The organism is Selenobaculum gibii, from assembly GCF_030273445.1.
Classification (GTDB): Bacteria; Bacillota; Negativicutes; order ICN-92133; family ICN-92133; genus Selenobaculum; species Selenobaculum gibii.
In genome coordinates this window covers 2,393,903-2,408,606 of the sequence record NZ_CP120678.1, presented here as the reverse complement: position 1 = coordinate 2,408,606, position 14,704 = coordinate 2,393,903, and the positions used below count along the sequence as shown (strand labels likewise).

Genomic DNA, 14,704 nt, shown 5'->3' with positions numbered 1-14,704 from the left:
AGATTGAAATAGTATTATAATTTCAAACATGAATGTTCACATGTAAAGCATAGAGAAAAACTTGGTTTATTCTGCTTTGCATAGGTTTTTAGATAGATTTTTTGTAGGAGAGTATTTTCATGAGCGATTTAATTGCAGATATAATGAAGTTAAAAAAAGAACGAAATGCGGTAATTTTAGCGCATTTGTATCAACCCGGAGAAATTCAAGAAATTGCTGATTTTGTTGGTGACTCTTTGGATTTATCACGTAAAGCGGCAAATACAAATGCGGACGTAATCGTGTTTTGTGGTGTGCATTTCATGGCAGAGACTGCAAATATTTTATCACCGGATAAAATTGTATTATTACCAGCAGCAGATGCTGGTTGTCGTATGGCAGAAATGATTTCAGGCGCTGCATTGGCGAAAAAGAAAGCTGAAATGCCGAATGCTGTAGTTGTAGCTTATGTAAATACGACTGCGGAAGTAAAATCATTAAGTGATATTTGTTGTACATCAGCAAATGCAATTAAAATAGTAAATTCTATTCCAAAAGATAAGGACATTTTGTTTGTCCCGGATAAAAATCTTGGTGCATACGTAAGTGAAAAAACAAATAGAAAAATGGAGTTTTGGCCTGGTTTTTGTCCTGTTCACCATGGATTATTTGTGGAAGAAGTGGAAGATATGCGCGAGGAGCATCCAAATGCAAAAGTCCTTGCCCATCCTGAATGTCCTGCGGATGTTCTTGCGAAAGCTGATTATATTGGAAGCACAACGGAAATTATCAATTATGCAAAAGCAAGTGCTCATGATGAATTTATCATTGCTACGGAATGTGGTGTTTTTCATCAGCTAGAAAAGGACAATCCAAAGAAGAAGTTTTACTTAGCAAGTGATTCTATGGTTTGTCCAAATATGAAAAAAATCAGTTTGGAAAAGATAAAGAAATCATTAGAAACATTAGAGCCGCGGGTAATTGTTCCGGCTGAAATGAGAGAAAAAGCTGTCGGAAGTTTGACTAAGATGCTAGAGGTTTGTCGTTAGGAGTGTGACGTCATGGAGCGTCGATATGCGTTAAATTTTAATACGAAAGAGCTTAGACAGATGCGAACGGATTGCCTTGTAATTGGCAGCGGGGTGGCTGGATTAATGGCTGCTTGGAATGCTGCTCACGCAGGGCTTTCTGTCGTTATCGCTGTAAAGGATACGCTGCTTGACAGCAATACAAACAAAGCGCAAGGTGGGATTGCTGTAGCTTTAGGTGCAGATGATTCATTGGATTTACACCTTGCAGATACTTTGGTTGCAGGTGCAGGTCTGTGTGATGAAGAAACAGTTAAAATTGTAGTGAAAGAGGGACGCAAGGAAGTCAAGGAATTGATGAATTTAGGCGCCGTTTTTGACTACGATGAAAATGGGATATGTTTGGGGCGTGAGGGTTGTCACTGTCGAAATCGTGTAATTCATGCCAAAGGGGATGCAACGGGAGCTGAAGTAGTTCGTGCATTACTCGCAGCGGTAAAAGCGCTACCAAATATAAAATTGTTGGAACATCATTTTGTTGTAGATTTATTAGTGGAAGACAATATTTGCGAAGGTGCACTTATTTTACATAAACATAAAGATTTAGAAGTTATTCGGGCAAACTCTGTGATTTTAGCGAGCGGGGGGTTAGGACAACTGTATTGCCATACAACGAATCCCGATGGTGCGACAGGTAGTGGTGTTGCGATAGCATATCGTGCTGGTGCAGAGGTAATGGATATGGAATTTGTTCAATTCCATCCAACTTCACTTGCTGCTCCGAATATACCAAATTTTTTAATTTCCGAAGCGGTACGTGGTGCTGGTGGTGTGCTTAGAAATGCGAAGGGCGAACGCTTTATGCCACGTTATCATGAATTAGCTGATTTGGCACCACGTGATGTTGTTGCAAGGGCTATTTTTAATGAGATGCAAGCAGATGAATCAGATTACGTGTACCTTGATGTCAGTGGTATTGAAAATATTGATCGGCATTTTCCAACGATTACAGCAACATGCCTTGATTATGGTATAAATGTTATGAAAGATTTTATACCCGTTGCTCCAGCGGCACATTATATGATGGGTGGAGTGAAAGTTGATCGTTGGGGAGAAAGTTCAATTGAGCGATTATACTGTTCTGGTGAAGTTTCCTGTACAGGGCTTCATGGGGCAAATCGTTTGGCAAGCAATTCATTATTAGAAGGCTTGGCATATGGGAAAAGAATTATTGATCGGATACTTGCTAAAGGAAATGTTGAGATAAAGCATAGCGAGTGGGAATATAATGAGCTGAGAAAAGCGGCTGAATTAACGGATATTCAAGCGAAGCTGCAAGAGTTAAAACAAGTGATGACGAATTACATCGGATTAATTCGCTGTCAGGATGGGTTAATGCAAGCGGAAGCATTCTTCAATGCAAAACGCGAATTCTGGTTTAATCGTGAGACTGCGGATATAGAGCAAATTGAATACTTAAATATGTTAATGACGAGTGCTTTGATTTGCTCTGCCGCGAATATGCGTACGGAGAGTCGTGGCGGACATTATCGTAGTGATTATCCAGAACGTTTAGGGTTATGGCGCAAGCATATTATTCAGCGCAAATAGGAGGAAAGAAGATGGAGTTTTCTCAAATACAAGTAAAGCATCAAATTGAAGAGTGGCTCTTAGAGGATATTGGTGGTGGAGATATTACAACCAATAATATCGTACCCAAAGGAGCAAAAACGAAAGCAATTATTCATGCAAAGCAAGAGGGGATTTTAGCCGGAGTCGATATAGCAAAACTTGTTTTTCAATCGTTATCAGATTCGATTTCTTTTCATGCTTGCGTTGAAGATGGAACAAAATTAACAAAAGGGACAATTATTGCCGAGATTGAAGGAGACGCGCGGGCGATTCTAACAGGCGAACGATTAGCGCTAAATCTTTTACAACGTATGAGCGGTGTAGCAACGAAAACAGCGCAGTTTGCTGTTTTGATCGCAGGTACAAAAGCGCGAATTGTTGATACTCGCAAAACTACGCCAGGACTTCGGATGTTGGAAAAGTATGCAGTTACCGTCGGTGGTGGAGCAAATCATCGATTAGGGTTGTATGATGCGGTGATGATTAAAGATAATCATATTAAAGTTGCGGGCGGAATTAAAGAAGCCATTGAACGCGTGCGGGCAAAAATTGGACATACGGTAAAAGTTGAAGTTGAAGTTGAAAGTATGCAGCAGTTGGAAGCGGCATTAAAAGCAAAGGCTGATATTATTATGTTGGATAATATGAGCTTAATGCAGATGAAAGAGGCTGTGGAAAGAATCGATGGGGCGGCAATTGTTGAAGCGTCGGGCGGTATTACAGAATCTACAATTGCTGATATAGCTAAAACAGGAGTAGATATTATCTCTTCTGGGGCGCTTACTCATTCGGTGAAAGCACTAGATATCAGCTTGGATATTGGTGCGATAAAGTAAAATTTGATTAAGATGATTTTCATCAGTAACTTAGTCATTGATGAAATAAAATAAGAGGTGATTACAAAATTGTTTACGATTTTGTAATCACCTCTTATTTTATGTATATGCATAAATTATTTTTGTGGGGAAAGTGTTAATAAATATTCTTTTAATCCTAGCATTATACAAATAACGATAAGTTCATCTTGCGATAGACCGAGATCGGCGGCTTCATATTTTGTGATTAAATCAAGCTCATCTGTTAAAGATAAAGTAATTTCTTTTTGCATTATATTCCCCTTTCTAAGGCTAGAATAAAATTATATTTTTTTCATATATTATTTATAATATAAAGTTTATATAAGCTGGCATTATCTTATATTAAGTTTAATCATATCTTATTCAAGAATTTATGTCAACAAAATGTAGCTTGTTCGGAAATAAGCTACTTTAAGTTGCTAATAGAACTTGTCATGGGGTTTAATTGTTATAATTAATCACTAAGAGGTGATTTTATTGCATCGACTAAGAGAATTACGTGAGGCGAGGAATTTGAGCCAGGCTGATATTGCAAAAGCTTTAAATATTAGCCGACAGTCATATAATTTTTATGAGAATGATAAAAGAGATCCAGATACACAAACATTAAAAGCTTTAGCAGATTTTTTTAATGTAACAATAGATTATTTACTAGGACGCGATGAGTTTGAGCGCGTAAAAAATAAGAAAAATCCTTTAGATAGAAAGGAAAAGCTTTTGTATAAAATTATTTCTGCGGATCCGGATACGATTGCTGAAGTGGAACAGTATTTAGATTATCTTGAAACAAAAAAGAAGATCAAGTAGCGAAATTAAAGAAATAGGAATATAAACTAAAAGGGTTTAGACAATAAAGTCTAAACCCTTTTAGTTTTGATACATTTAAATATGGTACAAATGGAGATTATCTTGTATATTATAAAAACAAGTAGGAGTTTGTTCGAAAATGTTGAATTAATATATTATTAAATCTTAGTTTTTTAAGGTGATAGGAGATGAAAATATGGCTGATGAAAGAGACTGGGAATTATTTAAAGAAAAATTCAAGGCAAAATCCCAAATAGATTTAAACCAATATAAAGCAAATCAAATGCAGCGTAGAATTACAAATCTTATGACACGAAATAATGCGAAAACTTATATGGAATTTTTTAAACTGATTGAAAATGATTCCAAACGATTTAGTGATTTTGTAGAATACTTAACAATTAACGTGAGCGAGTTTTTCCGTACACCGGAAAAATTCTCGGAATTAGAGGCAAAAGTAATTCCGGAATTGTTAAAGAAAAACTCAAAACTAAACATATGGAGTGCCGGGTGCTCCATTGGAGCGGAACCTTATTCTTTAGCAATGATACTAAATGATTTAACCCCTCATACGCGTCATCGTATTTTGGCTACTGATTTAGATATTGAAATTTTGGAAAAAGCAAAAAAAGGTGTTTATACGACAAATGAAGTGAAAAATATTTCTCAGTCGAGAGAAAAAGGGCACTTTAAGCTGGAAAATGATAAATATATTGTTTCAGAAGATATTAAATCGCGTATTGAATTTAAAAGACATAATTTACTATTAGATAAATTTGAAACAGGTTTTGATTTGATTTTATGTCGCAATGTTGTTATTTATTTTACAGAAGAGGCAAAAGATAAATTGTATCGACGCTTCTTTGAGGCGCTTAAACCAGGCGGCGTATTATTCGTTGGTGGTACAGAAGCGATTCTAAATTTCCGCGATATGGGTTACGTTAGTTATCTACCGTTTTTCTATCGCAAACCCTTTTAGACGATTCCCCAACTGGAAAACAATTTAAAAATTGTTGTGAGATAATTGAGAAGAAAATTTGCCAATGTTTTTTCTTCTACGTTGTTGGCTGCAACTAAATCAATCGTGCGAAGTGTTTTATCATTCATGATAAAATGTACTTCGCCGATTTTTTGTCCCTGATAAACAGGGGCATTTATTTTTTTCGGCACGTTGGTTTTTGCAATGAGGTTGTCACTTTTACCTTTAGGAATTACGACAAAAGGTTCTTCGCTAGTTTGCAACTTTACCGTTGTATCAATTCCATATTCTACGGCTATGCGATTTATTTCATTCGATAATTCTTCTTCGATTGGATATTCATATAAATCAAAAGTCTCAAAGCCCCAATTTAAAAGTTCCTGTGAATCTTCCCAACGGTTTTTGTCATTTAATGTTACTGCAATTAATCGCTGGTCGTCTTTTGTTGCACTGGAAACCAAACAAGGTCCGGCTTCATTTGTTGTACCGGTTTTAACCCCATCCGCTTCATCTAGCATCCATAATAACTTGTTGGTGTTTTTAAGATTTTGCTCATGCTCATTACCAGCACTGTCCTCCCAATCAATACTTGTGTTGCGCGTACTTACGACTTCCGCAAAAGTTGGGTTATTCATCGCATAACGAGCTATCCAAGCTAAATCATAGGCCGTGGAGTAATGATCTTTCGTTGGCAGACCATGCGGATTTTGAAATTTCGTATGAATAGCACCTATTTCCCGTGCTTTTTTATTCATTTCGACGACGAATTTATCTACGGAACCGGAAAGAAATTCGGCAATGGCAACAGCAGCATCATTCCCCGAGCGCATCATGAGACCTGTCACTAATTCCCGCAAACTGATTAACTCTCCCTCTTGTAAATGCATAGTTGAGCCTTGTACGGATGCGGCATTTTTACTAATTGTCGTTTTTTCGTCTAACCTATCGCTTTCAATTGCGAGGATAGCAGTCATAATTTTTGTTGTGCTGGCGGGAGCAAGCTGCTTGTTTGAATTTTTTTCATATAATACCTGCCCTGTTTTCGCGTCAATTAATATAGCGCCGGCTGCGTTAATTTCAAGTTGGACAGGCTTGGCGATTACTTCAGTTGGAATAGGAAGTAATAAAGTTAAGATCAAGAATAATTTTATCCAAAAGTGCATAATCGGTAGTCCTCCTCTAAAATCTTTTCAACAGATTATATGGATGGTAAGTCAATTTCATACGAAAGAATATCATAACTCTCATTTCTATTGCGTAGTATTTAAAATACTGGATAGATTAGGGGGGGAACGTGTGAAACGAAAGTGGCAGTATTTTTTTTCAATAACAGCTTTTATTATTTTGGTCGGAGCGAAAATAGGGCAAAGTATCGCTGTAGAAGAAGTACATATTGTAAGGCATATTGATACGAATGATAAAGTTGTAGCACTCACATTTGATGATGGACCCAATGTTAAAACAACTCCAAAAGTTTTGGAAGTTTTAAAAGAAAAAAATGTAAAAGCTACGTTTTTTATTTTGGGTGAAAATGCAGTAGAGCATCCTGAGATTGTAAAACAAGCAGCGAGTGAAGGCCATGAAATTGCCAGCCATTCTTATACGCATCGCCATTTATCTAAAATGAGCCCTAAAGATTGCGCTGATGAGCTTGCAAAAGCAGAATCTATTATTAGTCAATGTGCTTCAAAACCTAGATATTTTAGACCACCGGGAGGATTATTCAATGATAATGTCCTTGAGGAAGCAAAACGGCATGGGTATACCACGATTCTTTGGTCGGTAGATCCTCATGACTGGCAATCGCCAAGTGTGTCGGAAATGATTAAACGCGTGGAGGATAATGTTAAACCAGGCGGGATTGTCTTGATGCATGATGGGCAGCCTAACTTGCCAACACCCAAAGCGTTAGGAACAATTATTGACGATTTAAGGGCGCAAGGATATTCCTTTGTGACCATAGATGAATTGCTCAGACATGAAGAAGTGAAAACAACGGGATTTTTTAATGGGTAAAAGGGTCTAATTGATGCCAGTATTCACCGATTAAAAAATCGTAATGTTCCATCACTTCTTTACGTTCTTGACGTAGTGCTTCAATAGAAGCAAGAATTTCAGGATTTAAATCATAAATTTTATGTTTAGAAACTGTAATTGGGTGATTGAAATCCTTTAATTTTAAGGCAATTTTATTATTTACTTTTCCTTCTTTTAAAATTCTTCCTTTTTCGAGCAAATCAGAGCCATCATAACGATGGACTAAACAATTTGGAATAAATTCGTCCGTTATATTTTTATTTTCCCCGGAAAAAATAAATTTTGATTGACAATAAGGACAAATTTTTTCTTCTGTGTTTATGTAATTTGAGCAATGATTACAAATAAATTCGGACAAAATAAACACCTCCACAACTATTATGTTCTAAAATGTGTTAAAATATAATTAATAGTTGGTTGGCAAAGATTACTTTTATAAATTTTTATTTAACTATCTTACGACTTTATTTACTGCTTATTATTTTATCCATTGGGATAAGGAAAAAGCCAGGGTAGCTTATGGATTAGAATTTTTTGCAGTAATAAATAGGTTTTTGCTGAAATAGCTTCAGTTATGCCATTGATGGAGGAGTATTCATGTATTGCAATATAGGAATAGAAACGATGTCACGTGCTGCAATGCGTCAGTTGCAAAAGGAGAGATTGCAAAAGATAGTGAAGTGGGCACATGAAAAAAGTTCTTTCTATCGTGCTCAATGGAAAAATATAAATGTGGAAGATATTCAATCTTTAGATGATATAAAAAAACTTCCCTTTACAACAAAGGACGATTTAATTGCCAATGCACCATTTGGAATGCTTGCTATGCCAATGAGTGAAATTGTTCGGTTGCATATGATCGGTGAAGGTAAAAAAACAATTGCTAGGGCATATACTGCTGGAGATCTTGAGAGAGCCACGGAGATGACTACACGGGCATTGGTTGCTGGTGGTGTAGATATATCTTCGATAATTCAGATTTGTAGCGGACATTTAACAGCTGATGTGTTAGGATTACAGCATGCTGCTGAGGTATTGGGTGCAACGGTGGTATCAGTCCCTACAGGAAAATTAGAAGAACAATTGGATGTTATTAATAAATTACATGTGTCGACATTAATTAGTGATCCACAACACATTTTACAATTGGTGGTCGCTGCGCAAGCGCTTGACTATGATTTGCAGTCGATGTCGGTTAAAACAATTTTTTTAAGTCATAATGGGATCAAGAGTAATATGGCAGCTCATATCGCCAGTCGCATCGGCGGAAGAGTATTTAACTTATATTCAATACCGGAGCTTTTTACTCCTGGAATCGCTTGTGCGTGTAACGCTAAGAAGGGATATCATATTCAGGAAGATTATTTTTATCCAGAAGTTGTGAGTTTAGCTGATGGGCAAGTGATTCGAGATGGAAGAATGGGAGAACTTGTATTAACCTCCCTTATTTCAGAAGCGATGCCAATCATTCGGTATCGTACAGGTGTTTTAGTTACTTTAGACCATGAGAAATGCTCTTGCGGAAGAACATTAGCAAGAATACATGTTCCATAAATTTTCCAAATAAAAGCTCGTTTTTTTTCTTCTTGATTGGTTATATTATCAATCGAGGAGGTGTTATTATGTTTGGTAATAAATATCGTCGTACGCTTCGCCAATTAAGTCACGCAAACGATATGACTGATGTGATGAAGGTTGCAGCAGCAGGATTTATTGCTTATCAGGCTGCAAAATATGTAATACGAGAAGTTATGGACTAGTCTCCTCAAGACAAAGGGTGTTGCGATTGCAACACCCTTCCTTTATATTACTGTTTTTCATTTGAGCTTACATTTACAATAAGTTAGAGCTGTATGATGAAGTTTAGATGTAGGAGGATAAAAATGACGAAGCAGGTATATGGATATATTAGAGTATCAAGTAGAGATCAAAATGTGCAGCGACAAATGCTTTCCTTTTTGGATTTGGGAATTGAAATACAAAATATTTTTATTGACAAACAAAGTGGAAAAGATTTTGAGAGAAAGCAGTATAAAAGACTTTTACGTAAACTGCGAAAGGGAGATTTATTTATTGTTAAAAGTATAGATAGACTGGGGCGAAATTATGAAGAAATTTTGATTCAATGGAGATATATTACAAAAAATAAAAAGGTGGATATACGAGTAATTGATATGCCATTGCTGGATACGACAATTTCAAAAGACTTATTAGGAACGTTTATTTCGGATTTGGTTTTACAATTACTATCCTTTGTCGCTGAGAATGAGCGAGAAATGATTCGGGCGCGGCAAGCGGAAGGGATTTTAGCAGCGAAAAAGCGGGGAGTTCGATTTGGCAGGCCAGAAAAAGAAATTCCAAGTAATTTCCCGACGATTTGTCAATCTTGGAAAAATGCGCTGATAACGCTTCCAGAAGCACTTGATTTATTAGACATGTCACGTAGTACTTTTTATCGTAAAGCAAAAAAATATGCAAATTGTGCTCAATAATTAGTTCAAAAAGTATACTTTTTGATTTGTCACTTATATACATATTATACTAACATATCTGATGCATTGTAACAATAAATTCACTTTATTTCAGCAAATTCCAAAAAGTATACTTTTTGGAATTTAATGAAATGGGGGATTTAGATTGCAAAACAGCTTATTAGATTTATTTACTCAATATACGGATTCTGTTTATCTATCGGATCTGCGTAAGCAGGCGCAACATAAGTTAAGTAAAAATATTATTAATAAAATATATCTTTACGAGCATTCTTTATATGAGTGGAATGAAGCTGTTAATTATATAACAGGATGCTGGAACATCTTTGAATCTAGAGAAGAAGCCAAAACATATCTTCTAAACTTCTGTGAAAATAACAGGGAATAATGTAGTATAATAAAAAGAGCTTATTTATTAGATGATAACTGATAAATAAGCTCTTTTGTCATTTTATTCGAAGCCCGCTTCGATCATTTGATAGAATTAGCGCTTCATACAAAATCAAAGATTTTGTTAGGTTCCTTACAGATTCCAACTCTCAATAAGAGACCATAGGCGAGCGGATAAATTTGGATACAGCGGGTCCAGGTGGAGATAAACTTCTCTTTGAATCAATTTTTAATTTATAAAAAAGATTATATTGGGCGAGATGATTAAAAATAAACAAATTATATTGAAGGGGTTGGCTACATGCGATTTATACATACATCGGATTGGCATCTTGGCAGGCTGTTTCATGGGCAGCATTTAACCAATGATCAAGCTTATGTTTTAACGCAATTTTGCGACTTGGTTGAAGAGAGTAAAGCGCAGGCAGTCGTTATTGCCGGGGATATTTATGATCGAGCAGTACCGCCAACGGATGCGGTAGAACTCTTGGATGATACATTAGCGAAACTGGTGCTAAAAGCAAAGGTTCCAGTGATTTTAATTGCTGGGAATCACGACAGTCCTGAACGGATTAATTTTGGCAGTCAATTGTTAGCGAAACAGGGGTTATATGTGATTGGCAATTTAACAAAGGAAATTCTGCCGATTTGTCTTGAAGATCGTTATGGGGAAGTTGAGTTTATGCCATTTCCTTATGCCGAACCGGCATTAGTAAGAGCGGTGTTTGGTGAAGAAAATTTAAGTGATGCGAATGCAGCGATGGAATTTTTGATTGCGCGCAGTCAACGATTTTTATCGGCGCAAAGTCGTAAGGTAGCGATTGCGCATGCCTTTATTGCCGGTGGAATGGTAAGTGAATCGGAACGGACCTTATCGGTTGGAGGAAGCTCTTATGTTGAAAACAGATTATTTCAGCCATTTCATTATACTGCGTTGGGTCATTTACATAATGCACAGTTGGCAGGTGGAGAAAATATTCGCTATAGCGGGTCATTATTAAAATACTCTTTTGATGAAGCAACACAGAAAAAGGGAATTCAGATTGTCGATATGGACAAAGATGGACAAGTTTCGGTGGAAACGATTCAGCTTACACCGAAACACGATGTCAAAATTATTGAGGGGGATTTTTATACGATATTGCAGAATCGCAATCTACATCCTTCCAGTAATGACTATATTAGTGTCAAGCTTAGCAACCGTGAGCCTATTTTAGATGTATTTGGTCAATTGAGTGAGATTTATCCAAATCTGATGCAAGTTGAGCGACCAACGCTCATGATGGATGGTGCATTCAGCGAGAAAAAGATTGACCATCGCAAAATGAGCGAAAATGATTTATTCGCTTTATTTTATGAGCAAGTAACAGGTGAATCAATCACGAAGGAAGAAAGCAAGGTATTTGCTGATAATTTAGAAGAACTCATGCTGGTTGAGCGGGAGGTGAAGCTATGAAGCCTTTGCAATTGGCAATGAGTGCATTTGGTCCTTATGCAAGTGAGCAGAGCTTAGATTTTGCTGATTTAAAAGGGCGGAAGTTCTTTTTAATTCACGGGGCAACTGGCGCTGGCAAGACGACGATTCTCGACGCAATTTGTTATGCACTATACGGGAGTGCGACGAGTGACTTAAGGGAAGCAAAGGCGCTGCGAAGCGACCATGCCGATCCTTTGGTATTGACGGAAGTTAGCTTTACTTTTGCGATTGGCAATGAAGTTTATCGAGTTCGGCGCAGTCCACGGCAGGAACGGCCGAAAAAGAAAGGCGATGGCATAACTGAGCAACAGCCGGAAGCAGAGCTTTACAAAATTGATGGTGAAAAAGAGACTTTGCTTGAAGCTAAATATGAAAATGTGACGCGGAAAATTACAGATTTACTTGGCTTCCAATGCAGCCAATTTCGTCAGGTTGTACTACTACCACAAGGTGAATTTCGCAAATTGTTGGTAGCAAAATCAGAGGAACGCCAGCAAATTATGAAAACGCTGTTTAAGACGGAACTTTATCAACGAATTGAAGAGCATTTGAAGAAGAAGGCGAAAGAAAAGGCTGATGCAATAAAAGCGATATATGAGAAAAAAGAATGGTTGCTTGCCGAAGCAAGTACAGATTCTTTAGCTAGTTTAGAGGAAACAATCGCACAGTTAAAAATAGAAACAGAAACTGCAAATAAAAAATTACAAACAGTTCAAATTGAATACCAACAAGCGCAAGAGCAGTTAAACGAAGCAAATTTAGTTGAGCAAAAGTTTAAAGAATACGAAAGTGCAGAGGAAGCATTTGGACAGGTAAATTTACTTTTAGGCGAGATGGAGGCAAAGCGCAGTGAACTAGCGATGCTGGAACGGGCAGAAAAATTAGCAGAAGCAGAGAAAATCGTGCGGAAACTTCAACAAGATAGCAAGCAGTATCAAGAAGCTGAGGTAAAACAGAAACAAGCGGTGGAAATGACGCAGCAAAAAGTGAAAGATGCTCAGACAGCATTTCAAGTGGAACGGGAAAAAGAAGCAGAGCGCCAATCGTTAGACAATCAAATACTTAAACTTCAAGAGTATGTAAAGCAGACGAGTGCACTGACAGAAACGAAAAAAGCTTGGCAGGACAAAGAAGCTGTAGCGAAAAAAGCACTTATAGAAAAAAATACAGTTGAGGAAAAGCTGGCAAATTTAGAAGCAGATTTACAAAAAATGCTCGAACTAGAACAGAGCTATCTTGTCGAAACGGCTAAAGTCGATAGTTATAAAATGCAGGTGGATGCGTTAAGTAAGGCGGTAGATAAGCACCAGCAATTAAGCAAAGTGCAAAAAGAAATCAGCCGAGCTAAGAATTTGGTTCAACAATTGCAGCTTACGCTAGATAAAGTGATCGAAGAGCGTCAGGCGATGCAAACGGAGTTTGGTAAGATGCAACATTTATTCAATATCGGGCAGGCAGGCTTATTAGCGAAAGAATTAAAAGCAGGCGAGCCTTGTCCTGTTTGTGGAGCGAAAGAGCATCTTAAGCTTGCAGCTTTATTAGAAGATTTGCCAACCCAGCAGACCATAGACGCTTTGCAGGAAAAACTTGTGCAGTTAGAAGAAAAACAAGCAAAATCGCAAGCAGATCTTCAACAAGCAATGATTCGCAAGGAAACGTTAGTTGCGCAAAGCGAGCATTTTACAAAAGAATTGGCAGAATTCGCATCATTTTCGCTTGAGGACCTTAGGCGCAAAGCGGATATTGCAAAACAGCAATATGAAACTACGCATATGATTATGCAGAAGTTAGCGCCACTTAAAGAGAAAATTGCTAGATATAAGGAAGCACAAGAACGCGGGGCAAAGAGACAAAAGGAGATGCAGGAAGCTTTTCAGCGCGCAGATGGTGAAGCACAAGCGCTGCAGGCAGTATTTCAGGAACGTGAGCAGTCTGTACCGGAAGAATATCGCGAGCTTGAAGTATTACAAACTTTACTTAGGGAAGGAAGAGCAAAACAGCTTGCACTCAAAGAAAACTTTGAACGTGCCCAGCAAAGCTTACAGGCAGCAAAAGAAGCAGCGGCAAGCGCTATTGCGACTTTGCAAAGTATACAAATGAATTTAAAGCAAACACAGACGGAATTTGAAGCGGAAAAAACAGCGTTTTATGCGCGGATGGAAGCAGAAGGGTTTGCAGAGTTTGCGGCTTATGTACAAACGAGACACCGGTTGGGGGATATCCCTGCTTTGCGTGATGGATTGCTAAGGTTTGATCGCAATTTTGCCGCCAGCAAAGAGCGTATAGTAAGAGCAAAAGGTGCAATTCAAGGATTCATTCAGCCGAATTTAGAAGAAATCAAAAGCAAATATAATGTTTTGCAAGAAATGCAAGCGCAAGCGATTGCCAACTTGGCAAAACTAAATTTAGCGTTAGAAAAACAGCGAAAAAACGCGAAGCAGATTCATGCACTGGAAGCAGAGTTGATGAAAATGCAGACGGAAAATGGCGTCTTGGCAAAACTATATCAAGTGACAAGGGGCGATAACAAATTTTCGATGAATTTACAGCGCTTTGTTTTGGGTTCGTTATTAGAGCAGGTAACGGAAGCGGCAAATGTAATGCTGAAAACAATGAGTAAATCAAGGTATTTGTTACAGCGTACGACAGATGTTGCACGAAAAGGATCAGCCAGTGGGCTAGACCTCGAAGTGTTTGATAATAATACAGGGGTTGCGCGGTCAGTAGCGACATTGTCAGGTGGTGAGACCTTTTTGGCATCGCTGGCACTGGCTCTTGGGCTTGCGGATGTTGTACAACAATATGCAGGTGGGATTCGTCTTGATACGATTTTTGTCGATGAAGGCTTTGGTACGCTAGATCCTGAGTCACTGGATATGGCACTGAATACTTTAATTGAACTGCAAAATGGCGGCAGACTCGTTGGTATTATTTCCCACGTGCCGGAATTAAAAGAGCGTATCGACGCGAGGTTACAGGTAAGTATCGGCAAGCACGGCAGTAGTGCAAAATTTTATGTAGGATAG

General features: G+C 37.8%; 15 protein-coding genes. 12 read left to right on the top strand and 3 right to left on the bottom strand.

What is annotated here, in order from left to right; genetic code table 11:
- The first annotated feature begins 119 nt into the window (after nt 1-119).
- From nadA to nadC, 3 genes are read left to right on the top strand one after another with little or no spacing between them, the layout of a single operon-like run.
- Complete coding sequence (nadA, locus tag P3F81_RS11470; protein WP_147669644.1) at nt 120-1,028, top strand: quinolinate synthase NadA; 909 nt, start codon at nt 120-122, stop codon at nt 1,026-1,028.
- A 12-nt stretch (nt 1,029-1,040) separates the two neighbouring features.
- Nucleotides 1,041-2,618, top strand: a complete 1,578-nt coding sequence (nadB, locus tag P3F81_RS11465) for an L-aspartate oxidase (protein ID WP_147669645.1) — start codon at nt 1,041-1,043, stop codon at nt 2,616-2,618.
- A gap of 11 nt (nt 2,619-2,629) precedes the next feature.
- Complete coding sequence (nadC, locus tag P3F81_RS11460) at nt 2,630-3,475, top strand: carboxylating nicotinate-nucleotide diphosphorylase (RefSeq protein WP_147669646.1); 846 nt, start codon at nt 2,630-2,632, stop codon at nt 3,473-3,475.
- Between the two features lie 116 nt (nt 3,476-3,591).
- On the opposite strand, the gene P3F81_RS11455 is transcribed toward nadC, so the two are convergent.
- Nucleotides 3,592-3,747 carry a hypothetical protein gene (locus tag P3F81_RS11455; protein ID WP_309320417.1) on the bottom strand — a complete coding sequence of 52 codons (156 nt, stop codon included), beginning with the start codon at nt 3,745-3,747 and terminating at the stop codon, nt 3,592-3,594.
- Between the two features lie 226 nt (nt 3,748-3,973).
- Between P3F81_RS11455 and P3F81_RS11450 the strand changes: the two genes are divergently transcribed.
- Both P3F81_RS11450 and P3F81_RS11445 read left to right on the top strand, forming a co-directional pair.
- Nucleotides 3,974-4,303, top strand: coding sequence for a helix-turn-helix domain-containing protein (locus P3F81_RS11450; protein WP_309320416.1), 330 nt, complete (start codon nt 3,974-3,976; stop codon nt 4,301-4,303).
- Nucleotides 4,304-4,499: 196 nt separating this feature from the next.
- On the top strand, nt 4,500-5,282 hold the full coding sequence (locus P3F81_RS11445) for a CheR family methyltransferase (protein ID WP_147669647.1): 783 nt from the start codon (nt 4,500-4,502) through the stop codon (nt 5,280-5,282).
- On the opposite strand, the gene P3F81_RS11440 is transcribed toward P3F81_RS11445, so the two are convergent.
- Nucleotides 5,279-6,445, bottom strand: a complete 1,167-nt coding sequence (locus P3F81_RS11440) for a D-alanyl-D-alanine carboxypeptidase family protein (protein ID WP_147669648.1) — start codon at nt 6,443-6,445, stop codon at nt 5,279-5,281. The two genes, P3F81_RS11445 and P3F81_RS11440, sit on opposite strands and share 4 nt — an antisense overlap.
- A gap of 133 nt (nt 6,446-6,578) precedes the next feature.
- Between P3F81_RS11440 and P3F81_RS11435 the strand changes: the two genes are divergently transcribed.
- Nucleotides 6,579-7,298: a polysaccharide deacetylase family protein gene (locus P3F81_RS11435; RefSeq protein WP_309320413.1), complete on the top strand. Its 720-nt coding sequence runs from the start codon at nt 6,579-6,581 to the stop codon at nt 7,296-7,298.
- Here P3F81_RS11435 and P3F81_RS11430 read toward each other — a convergent pair.
- Nucleotides 7,288-7,677: a hypothetical protein gene (locus tag P3F81_RS11430; RefSeq protein ID WP_147669650.1), complete on the bottom strand. Its 390-nt coding sequence runs from the start codon at nt 7,675-7,677 to the stop codon at nt 7,288-7,290. The two genes, P3F81_RS11435 and P3F81_RS11430, sit on opposite strands and share 11 nt — an antisense overlap.
- A gap of 239 nt (nt 7,678-7,916) precedes the next feature.
- Here P3F81_RS11430 and P3F81_RS11425 point away from each other — a divergent pair, with 239 nt between their 5' ends.
- The 6 genes from P3F81_RS11425 (at nt 7,917) to P3F81_RS11400 (ending at nt 14,704) form a co-directional block, all read left to right on the top strand.
- Entirely contained in the window at nt 7,917-8,873 is a 957-nt protein-coding gene (locus tag P3F81_RS11425) for a phenylacetate--CoA ligase family protein (protein ID WP_147669651.1), read from the top strand.
- A gap of 68 nt (nt 8,874-8,941) precedes the next feature.
- Nucleotides 8,942-9,079 carry a hypothetical protein gene (locus P3F81_RS11420; RefSeq protein ID WP_177505525.1) on the top strand — a complete coding sequence of 46 codons (138 nt, stop codon included), beginning with the start codon at nt 8,942-8,944 and terminating at the stop codon, nt 9,077-9,079.
- A 123-nt stretch (nt 9,080-9,202) separates the two neighbouring features.
- Nucleotides 9,203-9,811 (top strand): recombinase family protein, encoded by a 609-nt coding sequence (locus tag P3F81_RS11415; protein ID WP_147669652.1) that lies wholly within the window; start codon nt 9,203-9,205, stop codon nt 9,809-9,811.
- Nucleotides 9,812-9,956: 145 nt separating this feature from the next.
- The gene (locus P3F81_RS11410) at nt 9,957-10,199 is read left to right on the top strand and encodes a hypothetical protein (RefSeq protein ID WP_147669653.1); all 243 of its coding nucleotides are present in this window, start codon (nt 9,957-9,959) and stop codon (nt 10,197-10,199) included.
- A gap of 303 nt (nt 10,200-10,502) precedes the next feature.
- On the top strand, nt 10,503-11,657 hold the full coding sequence (locus P3F81_RS11405) for an exonuclease SbcCD subunit D (RefSeq protein ID WP_147669654.1): 1,155 nt from the start codon (nt 10,503-10,505) through the stop codon (nt 11,655-11,657).
- Complete coding sequence (locus P3F81_RS11400) at nt 11,654-14,704, top strand: AAA family ATPase (RefSeq protein ID WP_147669655.1); 3,051 nt, start codon at nt 11,654-11,656, stop codon at nt 14,702-14,704. Before P3F81_RS11405 ends, P3F81_RS11400 begins: the two co-directional genes overlap by 4 nt.